General features: G+C 63.7%; 14 protein-coding genes. 7 read left to right on the top strand and 7 right to left on the bottom strand.

Annotation, left to right across the window (positions count from 1 at the left end):
- Positions 1–12 precede the first annotated feature (12 nt).
- The 4 genes from AC3WOB_RS02030 to AC3WOB_RS02045 form a co-directional block, all read right to left on the bottom strand.
- Complete coding sequence (locus tag AC3WOB_RS02030; RefSeq protein ID WP_207467849.1) at positions 13–462, bottom strand: MarR family winged helix-turn-helix transcriptional regulator; 450 nt, start codon at positions 460–462, stop codon at positions 13–15.
- A gap of 67 nt (positions 463–529) precedes the next feature.
- Positions 530–1339: an enoyl-CoA hydratase/isomerase family protein gene (locus tag AC3WOB_RS02035; RefSeq protein ID WP_492274014.1), complete on the bottom strand. Its 810-nt coding sequence runs from the start codon at positions 1337–1339 to the stop codon at positions 530–532.
- A 96-nt stretch (positions 1340–1435) separates the two neighbouring features.
- A complete protein-coding gene (locus AC3WOB_RS02040; protein ID WP_492274015.1) occupies positions 1436–3454 on the bottom strand; it encodes an oxidoreductase in 2019 nt (672 codons plus the stop codon).
- Between the two features lie 49 nt (positions 3455–3503).
- A complete protein-coding gene (locus tag AC3WOB_RS02045; RefSeq protein WP_492274016.1) occupies positions 3504–4274 on the bottom strand; it encodes an enoyl-CoA hydratase/isomerase family protein in 771 nt (256 codons plus the stop codon).
- A 193-nt stretch (positions 4275–4467) separates the two neighbouring features.
- Between AC3WOB_RS02045 and AC3WOB_RS02050 the strand changes: the two genes are divergently transcribed.
- From AC3WOB_RS02050 to AC3WOB_RS02075, 6 genes are all read left to right on the top strand, one after another.
- On the top strand, positions 4468–5442 hold the full coding sequence (locus AC3WOB_RS02050) for a Bug family tripartite tricarboxylate transporter substrate binding protein (protein WP_492274017.1): 975 nt from the start codon (positions 4468–4470) through the stop codon (positions 5440–5442).
- Positions 5443–5645: 203 nt separating this feature from the next.
- Entirely contained in the window at positions 5646–6908 is a 1263-nt protein-coding gene (locus tag AC3WOB_RS02055; RefSeq protein WP_492274018.1) for a CaiB/BaiF CoA transferase family protein, read from the top strand.
- Positions 6884–8038: an acyl-CoA dehydrogenase family protein gene (locus AC3WOB_RS02060; protein WP_207467856.1), complete on the top strand. Its 1155-nt coding sequence runs from the start codon at positions 6884–6886 to the stop codon at positions 8036–8038. Before AC3WOB_RS02055 ends, AC3WOB_RS02060 begins: the two co-directional genes overlap by 25 nt.
- A 22-nt stretch (positions 8039–8060) precedes the next feature.
- Positions 8061–8534 (top strand): MaoC family dehydratase, encoded by a 474-nt coding sequence (locus tag AC3WOB_RS02065; RefSeq protein ID WP_173145130.1) that lies wholly within the window; start codon positions 8061–8063, stop codon positions 8532–8534.
- A 20-nt stretch (positions 8535–8554) separates the two neighbouring features.
- A complete protein-coding gene (locus AC3WOB_RS02070) occupies positions 8555–9322 on the top strand; it encodes a glucose 1-dehydrogenase (protein ID WP_207467858.1) in 768 nt (255 codons plus the stop codon).
- 62 nt (positions 9323–9384) lie between these two features.
- The gene (locus AC3WOB_RS02075) at positions 9385–10419 is read left to right on the top strand and encodes a Bug family tripartite tricarboxylate transporter substrate binding protein (protein ID WP_492274602.1); all 1035 of its coding nucleotides are present in this window, start codon (positions 9385–9387) and stop codon (positions 10417–10419) included.
- Between the two features lie 63 nt (positions 10420–10482).
- On the opposite strand, the gene AC3WOB_RS02080 is transcribed toward AC3WOB_RS02075, so the two are convergent.
- Positions 10483–11499, bottom strand: coding sequence for an acrylyl-CoA reductase family protein (locus AC3WOB_RS02080; protein WP_492274019.1), 1017 nt, complete (start codon positions 11497–11499; stop codon positions 10483–10485).
- Between the two features lie 126 nt (positions 11500–11625).
- On the opposite strand from AC3WOB_RS02080, the gene AC3WOB_RS02085 reads away from it, so the two are divergent.
- Positions 11626–12417: an IclR family transcriptional regulator gene (locus tag AC3WOB_RS02085; protein ID WP_207467860.1), complete on the top strand. Its 792-nt coding sequence runs from the start codon at positions 11626–11628 to the stop codon at positions 12415–12417.
- On the opposite strand, the gene AC3WOB_RS02090 is transcribed toward AC3WOB_RS02085, so the two are convergent.
- Complete coding sequence (locus AC3WOB_RS02090) at positions 12394–13557, bottom strand: CaiB/BaiF CoA transferase family protein (RefSeq protein WP_492274603.1); 1164 nt, start codon at positions 13555–13557, stop codon at positions 12394–12396. The genes AC3WOB_RS02085 and AC3WOB_RS02090 overlap by 24 nt on opposite strands.
- Positions 13557–14018, bottom strand: coding sequence for a PaaI family thioesterase (locus AC3WOB_RS02095; protein ID WP_492274020.1), 462 nt, complete (start codon positions 14016–14018; stop codon positions 13557–13559). The genes AC3WOB_RS02090 and AC3WOB_RS02095 overlap by 1 nt, the downstream gene beginning before the upstream one ends.
- Positions 14019–14066 lie beyond the last annotated feature (48 nt).

The following is a 14066-nucleotide window of genomic DNA, read 5'->3' on the forward strand; positions in this document are numbered from 1 at the left end:
GATAGGCAGGCGTCAGAGTTCTACCTCGGCGATGTCGTGCTGCAAGCGATTCAGGTAATGCAGGAAGGTCACGCTATCGTCGAATTGAAAGCTCTTCATCGCTTGCCGGTAAAACTCGTAGATGTTGGGCTGGATCTCGTCCCAGAAACGCTGGCCGGCCGGCAACAGAATGACGACGCGCGCGCGCCGGTCATTCTTGTCGGGAACCCGGCGCACATGGCCTTCGCGTTCCAGGCGCTTGAGCACGCCGTCCAGGCTTTGCCGGCTGACCACGAGATAGTCGGCCAGTTCGCCGAAGGTCATGCCGTCTGCCGCCTGAGGCCGAGTCAGCGCGCCCAGCACGGCCCACTGCACGGTGCTGATGCCAAGCTCGTTGCTCGCTTGGCGCTGCAGGGAGTTGCCAAGTTGGAACAGACGGAAGAACAACCGATTGTGGATCTCGGCGCCTGATTTGTTTGCCACGATGTTGTCGCCCTTGCAACAGATGAATGAAAGCGAGATTACCTCATGGCCTTGCGGGGCACGCTTCCTAGAAGGGGGTTTCGATCGGGAACCGGGGCGGTCGCTTCTGCAGGAAGGCATCCATGCCCTCCTTGCCTTCCGGGCTGGCCATGCCGATGAACTCCATCGCCAACGACGCATCGAAGATCGGGCCGGCCTGCCGTAGCCAGTTGTTCAGCGCGTGCTTGGTCCAGCGGATGGCGCCAGGCGCGCCATCGGCCAGCCGCGATGCGAGCTCGACCGCTTTGGCTTCGACCTCCGAGTCGTCCAGCGCGAGAGAGATGAGATTCATGCGCTCGGCTTCCTCGCCCGTGAAGCTGTCCGCCGTGAGCAGATAGTATTTTGCCTTGGCCATGCCGCACAGCAGCGGCCAGATGATGGTGGCGTGGTCGCCGGCGGCCACGCCGATTTTCATGTGCCCGTCGGAGAAGCGGGCGTCCTTGGATGCGATGGAAATGTCGGCGAGGACCACGCACGCGAGGCCGGCGCCGACGGCCCAGCCGCGCGCTGCGCTCACGATCGGCTTGGAGCAATTGATCATGCCGTAGACGATGTCGCGCGCTTCCTTCATCGTCTGCATGCGGGTGTCGTAGTCGTCGGCGCCATGGCGTTCATGATTGAGATCGCCGCCGGCGGAGAAGGTACGGCCTTCTCCGGTCAGCAGAATGGCCGAGACCGTGGGGTCGGCATCCACGTCCCGCCAGATCTGGGAAACTTCGCGGTGCATGGCTGCGTCCATGGCGCCCATCTTGAGCGGCGAGGCGAGGGTGATGCGCAGTACGCGAGGGTGCGGCCGGTCGAACTTGAGCCGGGTGTAGGAGGCATAACGGTCGTTCATGGTCAGCAATTCCTGTAGTGAGGGGATAAGAAGCCGCGGCGATATCCGGCGGTGGGGTCGTGGCGGGATGGATTCCCGCGAACAGCGAGATCTCGGTCAGAAGGCATGGGCCAGCCGCAGCGCCTCCTCGATGGCGCGAGCGGCATCGAGTTCAGCCGCGTGCCGCGCGCCTCCTATGGTTTCCACGCGCAGGCCGGAGCCGGCCAGGGCCAGGCTCAGTTCGTTCTGCGCTATCTGGCCCGCGCATACGATGACGTCATCCACCGGAAGCACTTCCGTGACGCCATGACAGGAGTAGGTCAGGCCCGCGTCGTCGATGCGGTGATAGCTGGCGCCGGAAATCATCTGAACGCCAGCGCGCTTCAGGCGGGTCTTGAGGATCCAGCCGGTGCTTTTACCCAGGCGCCCGCCCGGCTTGTCCGGGCTGCGCTGCAGCATGTGGATGACCCGCCGCGGCGCGCATGGCGAAATGTGCATCATGCCGCCGGGGTTTTCCAAGGATGCGTCGATGCCCCAGTGCTGCCGGAACCGTTCGGGTGACAGCGATTCCTCTGCGTCGCCCAGGAGAAATTCCGCGATATCGAAGGCAATCCCCCCGGCGCCGATGAGGGCCACGCGAGCGCCGACGCGGCGACGTCCCGACAGGACTTCGTCGTAGAGGGCGACTTTCGGATGGTCGATGCCGTCTATGTCGGGCAAGCGCGGCGTCACGCCCGTGGCCACGACGACGGCCTCATATCCTCCCGCTTGCAATTGCGCGGCAGTGACTCGGCGGCCCAGCGCGACGGTCACACCGAGTCCCGCGAGCCTCGCCTGGAAGTACCGCAGCGTTTCATTGAATTCGGTTTTTCCTGGTATGCGGCGGGCCAGGTTCAGCAAGCCGCCCAGATCCTGTCCCGCCTCGTACAGCGCAACCTTGTGGCCACGTTCGGCCGCGTAGACGGCGAAGGCCATGCCAGCGGCGCCGCCGCCCGCTACCGCGATGTGGCGCGGCGTCGCAGCCCGGCCTGCCGGGTAGTCGAGTTCGCGCCCGGCGCGGGGGTTGACCAGACACGACGCCGCGCGCTCGGTGAAGATATGGTCCAGGCACGCCTGGTTGCAGGCGATACAGCTATTGATGAGGTCGGCGCGGCCCTGGCGCGTCTTGGCGGCGAATTCGGGATCGGCAAGCAGAGGCCTCGCCATTGACACGAAGTCGGCGGTGCCGCCAGCCAGCAGGCGCTCGCCGACTTCGGGCGTGCTGATGCGGTTGGAAGCAATGACGGGAATGGAAACCGCGCGCTTGATGTTGCGGACGGCGAACCCCCAGGCAGCTCGAGGGACGGACGCCGCAATAGTGGGGATGGACGACTCGTGCCAACCGACGCCGGTATTGAGCATGTCGACGCCGGCTTGCTGCAGGCGTTGCGCAAGCTGCGCGGTGTCGGTGCCGGTAAGTCCGTCTGGCACCAGGTCTATGGCCGAGATCCGGTAGATGAGCAGGAAGTGGACGCCGACGGCGGCGCGTACGGCCGCTACGGTTTCAATGGGAAAGCGGATGCGATTCTCGAAGCTGCCGCCGTAGGCGTCGCCGCGGAGGTTGGTGCATGGGCTCGTGAACTCATTGAGCAGATAACCTTCGGAGCCCATGATCTCCACACCGTCGTAGCCGGCCTCTTGGGCGAGCCTCGCGGTATGGGCTATCGCCTGCACAGTCTGTGCAATGCCTTCCGGCGTCAACGCGCGAGGCGTATGGCGATTGATGGGCGCGCGCAGCGCCGTGGGACCGACGCACAAGGGGTGCTTGGCATAGCGTCCAGCATGCAGAATCTGCAGCACGATCCTGCCGCCTTCCTCGTGCACGGCCTGCGTGATGGCCATATGCGGCGCCAATTGCTCCGGGTGCTCGAGGACGGGCGCGTCCTCCTCCATCCGGCCCGCCAGGTTCGGCGCGTATCCCCCGGTGAGTATCAGGCCGATTTCGCCGCGCGCGCGTTCGCGGAAGAACTGCACCTGTCGTGCCAATGGCTTATCCAGGGTTTCGATTCGGGTGTGCATGGCGCCCATGACCATCCGGTTGCTCAAGGCGAGAAAGCCGAAGTCATAGGGTTCAAGCAAGTTGGGGTAGGTGTGCATGATTTACCCGGATTTGCGAAAGGCTGGGGATGGGCGGGGCGGACGCGTGTCAGCTGTCGGTGAACCGGGCAGGCCGCTTGGCCAGGAAGGCGGCCATGCCTTCGGCCGCGTCGTGCGACCGCACGCAGAGCGCGAACATGTCGGCTTCTATTGCCAGCCCAGGCGCCAGCGCGCCGTCCAGGCCGCGGCGCATGGCTTCGCGCGCCAGGGATGTCGCGACCTTGCTGTGTCCGATCATGGGCTCCAGGAAGGCGCGCCCCAGGTCAGCCGGGGCGCCGTCGTCCACGATGCGGTTGACCAAGCCGATAAGCAGTGCCTCCTCGGCATCGACTGCGCGGCCGGAGAGCACCAGTTCCGCCGCGCGGGCCTCACCTATCAGACGGGGCAGGCGTTGGGTGCCGCCATAGCCAGGGATGAGGCCCAGCTTGATTTCGGGCAATGCCATCCTGGCCTTGGCCGTGGCGATGCGGAAGGTGCAGGCAAGCGCCAGTTCCAGGCCGCCGCCGAACGCAAATCCGTTAATGACCGCCACGCTGGGCAGGGCTGATTGCTGGATGCGATTGAAGAGGGCTTGCGCCTGGCTGACACTCGCGCGATGCGTAGCGGGCGCGCGGGCCTGGAGTTGCGCGATGTCCGCGCCGGCGCACAGCGCTTTGTCGCCCGCACCGGTAAGCACCATGGCGCGGCAGCCGGAAGCCTCCGCGTCGTCCACCGCCGTGCGCAGGTCAGCGAGCATCTGCTCGTTCAGCGCATTGAGGGCCTGCGGGCGATTCAACTCGATCACTGCGACTTGGTCGCGAAAATCCGTCACAACGGTCATGCTTGCCTCCGTTTTTGAATTTATATCAACATCATGATTTAAATGCGGAGCACTTGTAAAGGAAAAATTGCCTTTTGCGAGATCACGAACATATAATTATGAACATCGTTCATATAAGTGAACGAAAGAGAAGACGCATGGCGACAGACGGGAATGTGCCCGGCCTGGGAGCCGGCATGCGGAGGAGACAACCATGAAACTGTTGCGCACACTGGCGGCCGCGCTCGCCAGCAGTCTGATCCTTGGCCCTGGTGCGGCAGGCGCTCAGCCGGCCTTTCCCGCCAAGCCCATCCGGGTAATCGTTCCGTTCGCGCCGGGCGGCGCTACCGACCAGGTCGCACGCCTGTTGGCCGCCCAGGTGTCCGGCGAACTGGGAGTGCCCGTGGTGGTTGAGAATCGTCCGGGAGCCAATGGCAATATCGGCGCCGAAGCCGTGGCTCAGGCGGCACCCGACGGCTACACGCTTTTGCACAGCACATCCGCGCTGGGCTTCACGGCTGCATTTGGCCAGAAAGTCTCATACAACCTGGACAAGAATCTGGCCCCGGTTTCCCTGCTGATCGACCAGCCTTTGCTGGTCATGGCCAGCAATCCCCTGGGCGTGGCGAACGTGCAGGAACTGAAGGCCTATGCGCAGAAGCACCCGGGCAAACTGAACTATGGCTCGTCAGGCACGGGAAACTTGACGCATCTGGCCATGTTCGTGCTGCTGCAGGCGGCCGGAATCGAGGCTACGCACATTCCCTATAAGGGCGGCGCGGGGGCATTCCCCGATTTCATCGCGGGGCGTTTGGATTTGTTCGCGGACCCCATCAATTCGGCCTATCCCTATGTTCGGGACGGACGGGTCAAGGCGCTGGTGGTGACTGGCAAGGACCGGTCGCACCTGCTGCCCGATGTGCCCACCGCGTCGGAGGCGATCCTGCCCGGCTTCCAGATGGGCGCCTGGCAAGCCTTGATGGCGCCTGCGGGAACGCCGCCGGAAGTCATCGTCCGCTTGAATCAGGCCTACGTGAAGGCGTTGAGCGACCCCAAGGTGAGCGCCCAATTGGCGGCGCAGGGGGCGGTGCCCAAGGCGACCTCGCCGCAGGAGTTCCGGAGCTTCCTGCAAGCCGAAATCGATCGTTGGAAAGACGTGGTGCAAACCTCGGGCATTAAGCTGGACTGACGCCGCGCGACCAGTTGGTCGGGCTGAAGGAAATCATTCCCTGTTCTTGTCGTTTCAACGCGGTAGTACGCCCATATGCATCATGATATTGATATATATGGGCAAAAAAAGAACCGGAATTTTATTGTCCATCAGTACTGTCGAATATAAAATAATAAACATCATTCATAAATATGAACGATTTTACATCTGAGGCTGGGCATATGGCAGGATCTCTCTCTCACTTGCGCGTGCTGGATCTGACCCGTGTGCTGGCCGGGCCCTGGTGCACGCAGATGCTGGCCGACCTGGGGGCCGATGTCATCAAGGTGGAGCGCCCGGTGCTGGGTGACGACACCCGGCACTGGGGACCGCCCTGGATTGAGAATGACGGCGGCGAGCGCGTGGGCGACTCGGCCTACTTCACGTCCGCCAATCGCAACAAGCGCTCCGTCGCCATCGACATCTCGACCGCGCAGGGGCAGGAACTGGTGCGCGAACTCGCGCGCCAGTGCGACGTGCTGGTGGAAAACTACAAGGTCGGGGACCTGGCCCGATACGGTCTGTCGTACGCCCACTTGCGCGAAGTGAATCCGCGCCTGGTCTATTGCTCCATCACGGGCTACGGGCAAGACGGACCGTGCGCCCACCTGCCGGGCTACGACTTCATTTTTCAGGGCGAAGGCGGGTTGATGAGCATCACCGGCGAGCGCGACGACAAGCCGGGTGGCGGTCCGATGAAATCGGCCATTGCCGTCGCCGACGTGCTGACCGGTTTGAACGCCACCATAGGCATACTTTCGGCCATCGAGAGCCGGCACGCAACCGGCGTTGGCCAGCATATCGACGTCGCTCTGTTGGATACGGTCGTCAATTTCGGGGCCAACCAGATAGCCAGCTATTTCGCCAGTGGCGCGGTTCCACGCCGCTGGGGCAACGAGCATCCCAACCTCGCGCCTTACCAAACCTTTCCCACGGCAGACGGGCACATCATCATTGGCTGCGGCAACGACGGCCAGTTCCGCAGATTGTGCGAGCTGATCGGCATGCCTGAAATGCTCAGCGATCCGCGTTTCACGGACATGCCCGGCCGCAACATCAACCGCGCCGACCTGGTGGGCGCGTTGGAAGAGCTGTTCAGAACGCAGCCGTCCAGACATTGGCTGGGCCTGCTTGCCAACTCTGAAGTCCCGAACGGCTCCATCAACAACTATGCGCAGGTATTCGAGCATCCGCAGGTAATACATCGCGGCCTGCGCGTGGACATGCCTCACCCTGGGGGCACGACGGTGGGCATGGTCGCCAATCCGATCCGTTTGTCCGGCACGCCGGTGGAGTACCGGTATCCCCCTCCATTGCGCGGACAACACACCGCCGAGGTGCTCGCTTCGCTGCTCAACAAGTCCGGGGCCGACATCGAGGCGCTGGAAGCAACACGAATCATCGAGATCAGGAACATCCCATGCACGACAGCCAATACGCTTTGAACGACGATCAGCTGCAGATACAGGATCTCATCAGGCGCGTGGCGCGAGAAAAGGTTGCGCCGCGAGCCAACGAGATCGACAGCAGCGCCGAGTATCCCCATGACATGTATGCCCTGCTCAAAGAGCTTGGGCTGTTCACTCTCCCGTTCCCCGAGCAGTATGGCGGGGCGGGCAGCATGTTGTCGGCATGCCTGGCAATCGAAGAGTTCGGTCGCGTTTGCTACAACACCGCCTACCTGCTGCTGGTCCAGTGGGTGCCGTTCGGCGCCATCCTGCATGGCGGTACAGAGGAGCAGAAGGCGCGGCTGCTGCCCGGCCTGGCCAGTGGCGACCTGCGCGGCGCCTTCTCCACCACCGAGGCCCAAAGCGGTTCGGACGTCAGCGGCATCAAGACCCGCGCCGAGAAAGTCGACGGTGGCTTCCTGCTGAACGGCGCCAAGATCTGGTGCACCAACTCGGACATCGCGGACTTCATCCTGGTGGCGGCAAAGTACCGCGAAGACGGCAAAGACGGAATCAGCCTGTTCATCGTCGAGAGAGGTACGCCCGGCCTGCAGGTTGGGCGCAAGGAAGAAAAAATGGGCGCACGCGGCGTGCCGTCCTGCCCATTGTTTCTTGACAACGTGCTTGTGCCCGACGCGAACATGCTGGGCGGTGGATTCAGGGCGGTAATGGAGGCGTTCAACGCCAGCCGTCCGCTGATCGGGGCGCGCGGCGTCGGCCTGGCCCAGGGCGCGCTGGACCACGCAATCGAATTCGTCACCAATCGCACGGCATTCGGCCAACAAGTCAGTGAGTTCCAGGGCGTGCGCTGGATGCTGGCCGACATGGCGATGCAGACTGAAGCCGCGCGCCAACTGGTCTACCGCGCTGCCTCGCTGGTGGATGGCGGCGCGCCGGCGGCGGCCCTGGCCCCGGTGGCGGCGATGGCGAAATGCTTTGCCAGCGACACGGCCATGAAGGTCGCGACCGATGCCGTGCAGCTGTTCGGTGCGGCGGGAATCTCGTCGGAGTATCCGATCAACCGCTATTTCAGGGATGCCAAGGTGTTGCAGATCATCGAGGGCACCAACCAGATCCAACGCAACATCATTTCTAACAGTCTGTTGGGCCGTCCAGCCCGCAAGTAAAGACACACACAAGGAGACCGCGATGAACCGCGAAGAGATCGAAACCGTAGGCCTGGGCATGTACTTCGAAGACCTGCCGGTCGGACGCAAGTTCAAGACGCTGGGACGCACTATCCAGGATGCGGACGTATGCGCCTTCATCAACTGCATACATATGACCGAGGTGTTGTTCACCGACATGGAATTCGTCAAGAACGAATCCGACATCAAGGGCCGCTTCGCGCCTGGATCGTTCGTGTATGGCATCTCGGAAGGGTTGTTGACTCAATCGACCATGCAGAAGACGGGCTACGCCTTTCTGAACATGGAACTGGATATCAAAGGACCGGCTTTCGTCGGCGACACCATCCACGTCGAGTGCGAGGTGATAGAAGCGCGCCTGTCCAACAGCCGCCCGGGGCGGGGCCTGGTGCGTACCTTCAACAAAGTGGTCAAGCAGGACGGCACGGTCGTGATGACGTACACCCCCCTGCGCATGATCAAGTGCCGTAACTAAGACTAGCCAGGAGAGAAACCATGAAGGGCCTGAAAGAAAAGGTTGTGATCGTCACGGGCGGCAGCGGCGGCATCGGTGCCGCGCTGTGCGAACGCTTTGCCGAGGAAGGCGCCAAGGTCGCCATATTCGACTTGAACGCCGAAGGGGCGGAGCAGGTCGCCGCGCGCCTCCGGGAAAAAGGCGGCCAGGCATCCGCGTATCGCGTGGACATCACCGACTACGCCGGAATCGTCGCCGCCGTCGCTCGGGTCGAGGGCGAGCAGGGTCCGGTCGATGTGCTGGTCAACAATGCGGGCTGGGACCATGCCGCGCGGTTCCTCGATACGGATCCGGAATTGTGGGACAAGATCATCAACATCAATCTGAAGGGCCCCATCAACCTGCATCACGCGGTGCTCAAGGGCATGGTCGTCCGCGGCAAGGGGCGCATCGTCAATATCGCGTCCGACGCCGGCCGCGTCGGTTCTTCCGGAGAATCGGTGTATTCGGCCTGCAAGGGCGGGATCATTGCGTTCACCAAGACCATGGCGCGCGAGGTTGCGCGCAAGCAGATCAACGTCAATGTGGTCTGCCCCGGTCCGACTGACACTCCGCTCTTCCGTGATTTCGCCGGCGAAGGTGAAAGCGGCGCCAAGCTGCGTAACGCGCTGGAGAAGGCCATCCCGTTCGGCCGGCTGGGCCAGCCCGGCGATGTGGTTGGCGCGGTGTGTTTCATGGCGTCGGACGACGCGGCATTCATCACCGGCCAGGTTGTCTCGGTGTCGGGTGGATTGACCATGGCGGGCTAGATCCCGCCAGCAAAACAGGGCGCGCAGCGCCCATGGCCGAAAGGCAGGAACAGGAGACAAGCATGATTCACTGCAAGCAATCCCGCAGGGCGGCCGGTCACGGCCGTCGCGGATACGCATGGCTGGCCGGCGTCACGGGCTCGGCTGTTCTGGTGATCGTGGCGGGCGTGGCGGCGCCCGACGCCATGGCCCAGGAAAACTATCCTTCCAAACCTATCAAGGTCGTCCTGGGCTTTTCCGCCGGCGGGGGGACCGATGCGATCGCGCGCGCGCTGGCGAAACACATGGCCGGCACGCTGGGTGCGAACGTGTTGATCGACAACAAGCCCGGCGCCAACGGCAACATTGCTGCCGAGGAAGTCAGCCGGGCGACGGGCGACGGCTATACCTTGCTGTACAACACCTCATCCATTGCGTCGAGCCCCGCGCTTTACAGCAAACGGCTGTCCTACGACGTGAGCAAGGACCTTGTGCCAGTCGCGCTCACGGCCAGCCTGCCGATCGTGCTGGTGGTGCCGGCAAAGTCGCCGTTCAAGACCGTGGAGGAACTGGTGGCCTACGCCAAGGCGAATCCCGGGAAGCTCAACTACGCGTCGGCAGGCAACGGCAATGTGACTCATCTGGCCGCGCTGTCGTTCGAGGATGCCGTTGGCATCAAGGGCATGCATATCCCTTACAAGGGCGAGGCGCCCGCGCTGGTCGACCTGATGGCCGGCATGGTTGACTATTACTTCGCGACGTCGGCGGGCGCCATTCCCGCAGTCAAATCGGGACGCCTGAAGGCGCTGGCGGTTGCGACGAAGGTGCCGCTGGATACCCTGCCGGATGTGCCCACGCTGGATGCAACGGTGGCCAAAGGCCTGGAGATGTCGGCATGGTCCGGGATGATGGCGCCAGCCGCAACGCCGCCGGCTATCGTCGTCAAACTCAATAGCGCAATTGAAAAGGCCTTGGCGGACAAGGAAGTGCAGGCGTATTTCGCCAACCAGAGCGCGCAGGCCTCGTCGTCCACACCTCAGGAGTATGGAGCGTTCCTGAGCAAGGAGATTGACGCTTTGGCCAAGGTCATCAAGAAGGCCGGGGTAACGCTGGATTGACGTCAGGCCAATTGCAGCGGGCCGCAACGCACTGGACGTTGCGGCCTGCGGTCGTTCCGGATATCAGGCCGGAAATTCCACGATGGTCCTACCCCAGGATCGACCGTCCAGCATGCGCTGAAGTTGTTGGGCAAGCTCATCGAGCGTAATGGTCTTCACCTGTTCCAGCGTGTGCTGGGGTCTGAGGTCGCCAGCGAGGCGAGTCCAAAGCTCGGCTTCCAGATCCAGGTAGTAGGTCAGGTTGACACCGATGAGGCGCACACCGCGCAGGATGAAGGGCAGCACGCTGGTGGACAATTCGTTGCCGGCCACGTTGCCGAAACTCGCCACGCATCCCCGCGGCATGGTGGACCGGAGCATCAGGTCCAGCGGCTTGCCTCCCAGCGCATCCAGCGCGCCAGCCCAACGGGCCGGCTCCAGCGGCCTGCCTTGGTCGACCAGATCCGTGGTGCCTAGAACGGCCTGGGCCCCCAGGGCTTGCAGATAGGACGCGCGGCCAGGCTTGGCGCTGACCGCTGCGACCCGATATTGCAGCCGCGCCAGCATTTCGATGGCCATGCTCGAGACAGCGCCGGTCGCTCCGTTGACGAGGATTTCGCCCCGTTCGGGCTGGCAGCGGGCCTCCTGCAGCAGGTGGACAGCGAGCGCGGCGGTGTAGCCGGCGATCCCGAGCGTGGCGGCGTCGCGCAATGCGAGCCCGCCGGGTAGCTTGATGACCCAGTCCGCGGGGACACGCAAGTACTCCGAGAATCCGCCGTCGTGGTCCACGCCGAAGCCCCGTCCCAGCACGGCGACTTCATCCCCTTCACGGAACCTGCGGTCGCCGGACGCCACGATCCATCCCGAGGCGTCACTGCCCGCGACGCGCGGGAATTTCCGGATGACGTTGCCATGCTCGGTAGTGGCCAGCGCATCCTTGTAATTGACGCCGGCGTACGCCGTGCGTATGACCACATCCCCCGGCGATAGATCGGCCAGGGCCAGGCACGCTAGGCCAGAGGTCATTGGCCCGTCGCGCCGGATCTGGTATGCGCGGAATGCGCCGGGGCCTGGCGCGCCGCCCGTGGGTGTTGGTTGCATTGAGGTCTCCTTGTTCTTGCTGCTTTTTGATCATTGCGCCGGTCCAAGCGGCGCCGCTTTTACAGGTATCATTCGAGAATATGAACGCAGTGCATACACATTGCTCCAGGCTGATCTGACCCATTCATGAAAACCCGATCCGAAACGAGTCCCGCCACTTCCGAGCCCCGCTCCTTGCTGCGGATTCTCGGCATCTTTGAGGTGCTGGCGCGCGGTGCAGGTGGCGCCACGCTCGCGGAACTGAGCAGCGAACTCGAGGCGCCCAAGAGCAGCCTGCTCTTGCTGTTGCGGCCCTTGGTGGCCCATAAGTACCTGATGCATGCGGCCGGACGCTACGAACTGGGGCCATCCATCTTCCAGTTGTCGGCCGAGGTGCTGGCCAGCGCGGGTGTCACCAAGATCCTGCGGCCCTATGTCGAGGAGCTGGCGGCGCGTTGTGAGGAAAGTGTGTTCCTGGCGCTGATCGACAAGGAAGCGAAAACGGTTACCTATATCGATGGCATCGACAGCAAGCAACCGGTCCGGTACTCGGTGCCGATCGGCACGAAGCGGCCGCTGCACGTGTCGGCCGCGGGCAAGTTGCTGTTCGCGTTTCAGGACCAGGCTTGGCAAAAGAAATACCTCAAGACCGCAAAACTCAAGTCCATGACTGGCAAGCCTCTGCCGGACAAGGAGGCTTTCGAGTCGCAGCTGCAGGAAATACGTGCTTCCGGAATTGCGGTGAGCATGGGTGAGGCGGTCGCAGGCGCGTCTGGCATCGCCGCGCCGATCGTCAAGGCTGACGGCACGGCCAGCTACGCGCTGATGATTGCGGCGCCCAGCGACCGTTTCGTGCAGTCGCTGCCTGCCTTGCGGCAGCTGCTGCAGGAAGTGGCCGCAGATGCTTCCGCAACCTTACGGCACATGCCCGGCAATTGAGGCTCCAGCCAGCTGATTGCGCCATTGTGTCTGTTCGGCGGGCGATAACCATCCCGCCAGCGCCGCTTCCATCGTGCTGGCGCTAGCGGCCTCGGGCGGCGTCGGCTTTCCCGGGGCCGTGCGCGAGAAGCGCGGGGCAGGCGCCGGCTGCATGACGCCGGCGACCTCGATCAAGACCTCCCGCTCCCGCATATGAGGGTGCTCGGCGGCCTGGTCCAGCGATAGCACCGGCGCGACGCATACGTCCGTCGTACCGAGCAGTTCGCACCACTGCGCCTGCGTCTTCTTCCTGAAGGCGTCGGCGAAGATGGACCTGGCCAGCGGCCATCCGTCGCGGTCGGCTTGGCGGCCGAGTGATTCACGGTCCAGACCCATGAGTTCGAGCAGCCTGTCGTGGAACTTGCGTTCCAGCGGCGCGACGGAAATCCACTTGCCATCGGCGCACTCGTAGACGTCATAGAAATAAGCGCCAGAATCCAGCATGTTGTGGCCACGCTTGTCGTTCCAAAGCCCGGCCGCATGCAGGCCGAACAGGGAGGTCGCGAGCGATGCAGTGCCGTCCACGATGGCGGCGTCGACGACCTGGCCCTGTCCTGACCGGGCGGCTTCGATGATGGCGGCGAGCACGCCCAGGGCCAGGTACAGCGCGCCGCCGCCGAAGTCTCCCACCAGATTCAGGGGCGGGGTCGGCGGCTGGCCTTCGCGGCCCATGGCGTGCAACACGCCGGTCAGGCCGATGTAATTGAGATCATGGCCGGCCACCTGGGCCAGCGGTCCGGTCTGGCCCCAACCCGTCATCCGGCCGTAGACCAGACGCGGATTGCGTGTCAGGCACGAGTCGGGTCCCAGTTCCAGGCGTTCCATCACGCCGGGCCGGAAACCCTCGAGCAAGGCGTCGGCGCTTTCGACCAGACGCAGCACCAGGTCCCGTGCCGTGGCGCTCTTGAGGTCCAGGGCGATGGCTTTGCGGTTGCGCAACAGCAAGTTGAACCTGAGCGGGCGCTCGATGCCCAGCGATGGGGGTTCCGGCCGGTCTATGCGCAGCACGGTAGCGCCCAGGTCCGCGAGCAGCATTGCGGTCATCGGGCAGGGACCTATGCCCGCGAACTCGATGATCTTGATTCCCTTGAGCGGACCCATCATGCCTCTCCCTGACTGGCCGGGGCTGTCTCGCCGCCGGGCGCCGCGCTGACAGGCGCCGGCACGAGGTAGAGCGCGCGGCCGCTGGCGATGAGATTGCCCTCTGTGTCCAGCACGCGGGCATGCGCGGTCGCGAAACGCCTGCCCAGGTGTATGACCTGGCCCTCGGCCCGCAAGTCGCCGGGTTTGGCCACGCGGTGGAAGTCCACATGCATGTCGATCGTGGGGACGGGAACGCCCACTTTCAGGGCGACCGCGTAGTCGCCAGCGGCATCGATCAGCGTCGCAAGTATGCCGCCATGCGTGGAGCGGATATCGGGGTTGGAAATGAGTTCCTCGCGCCAGCGGATGCCGAGCGCGATGCCGTCGTCATCGACTCGCAGCACGGACATGCCTAACCATCGGTTCAAGGGACTGCGGTTGACGATGCGGCTTGCCTCGGCGAATGCGGTGGGACTCATAAGGCCTCATGTGGCTGGTCTGCCCGCCGGTCTTCGGCCGCTCGGGTC

It is taken from the genome of Achromobacter sp. FW305-C-30-7, from assembly GCF_058783105.1.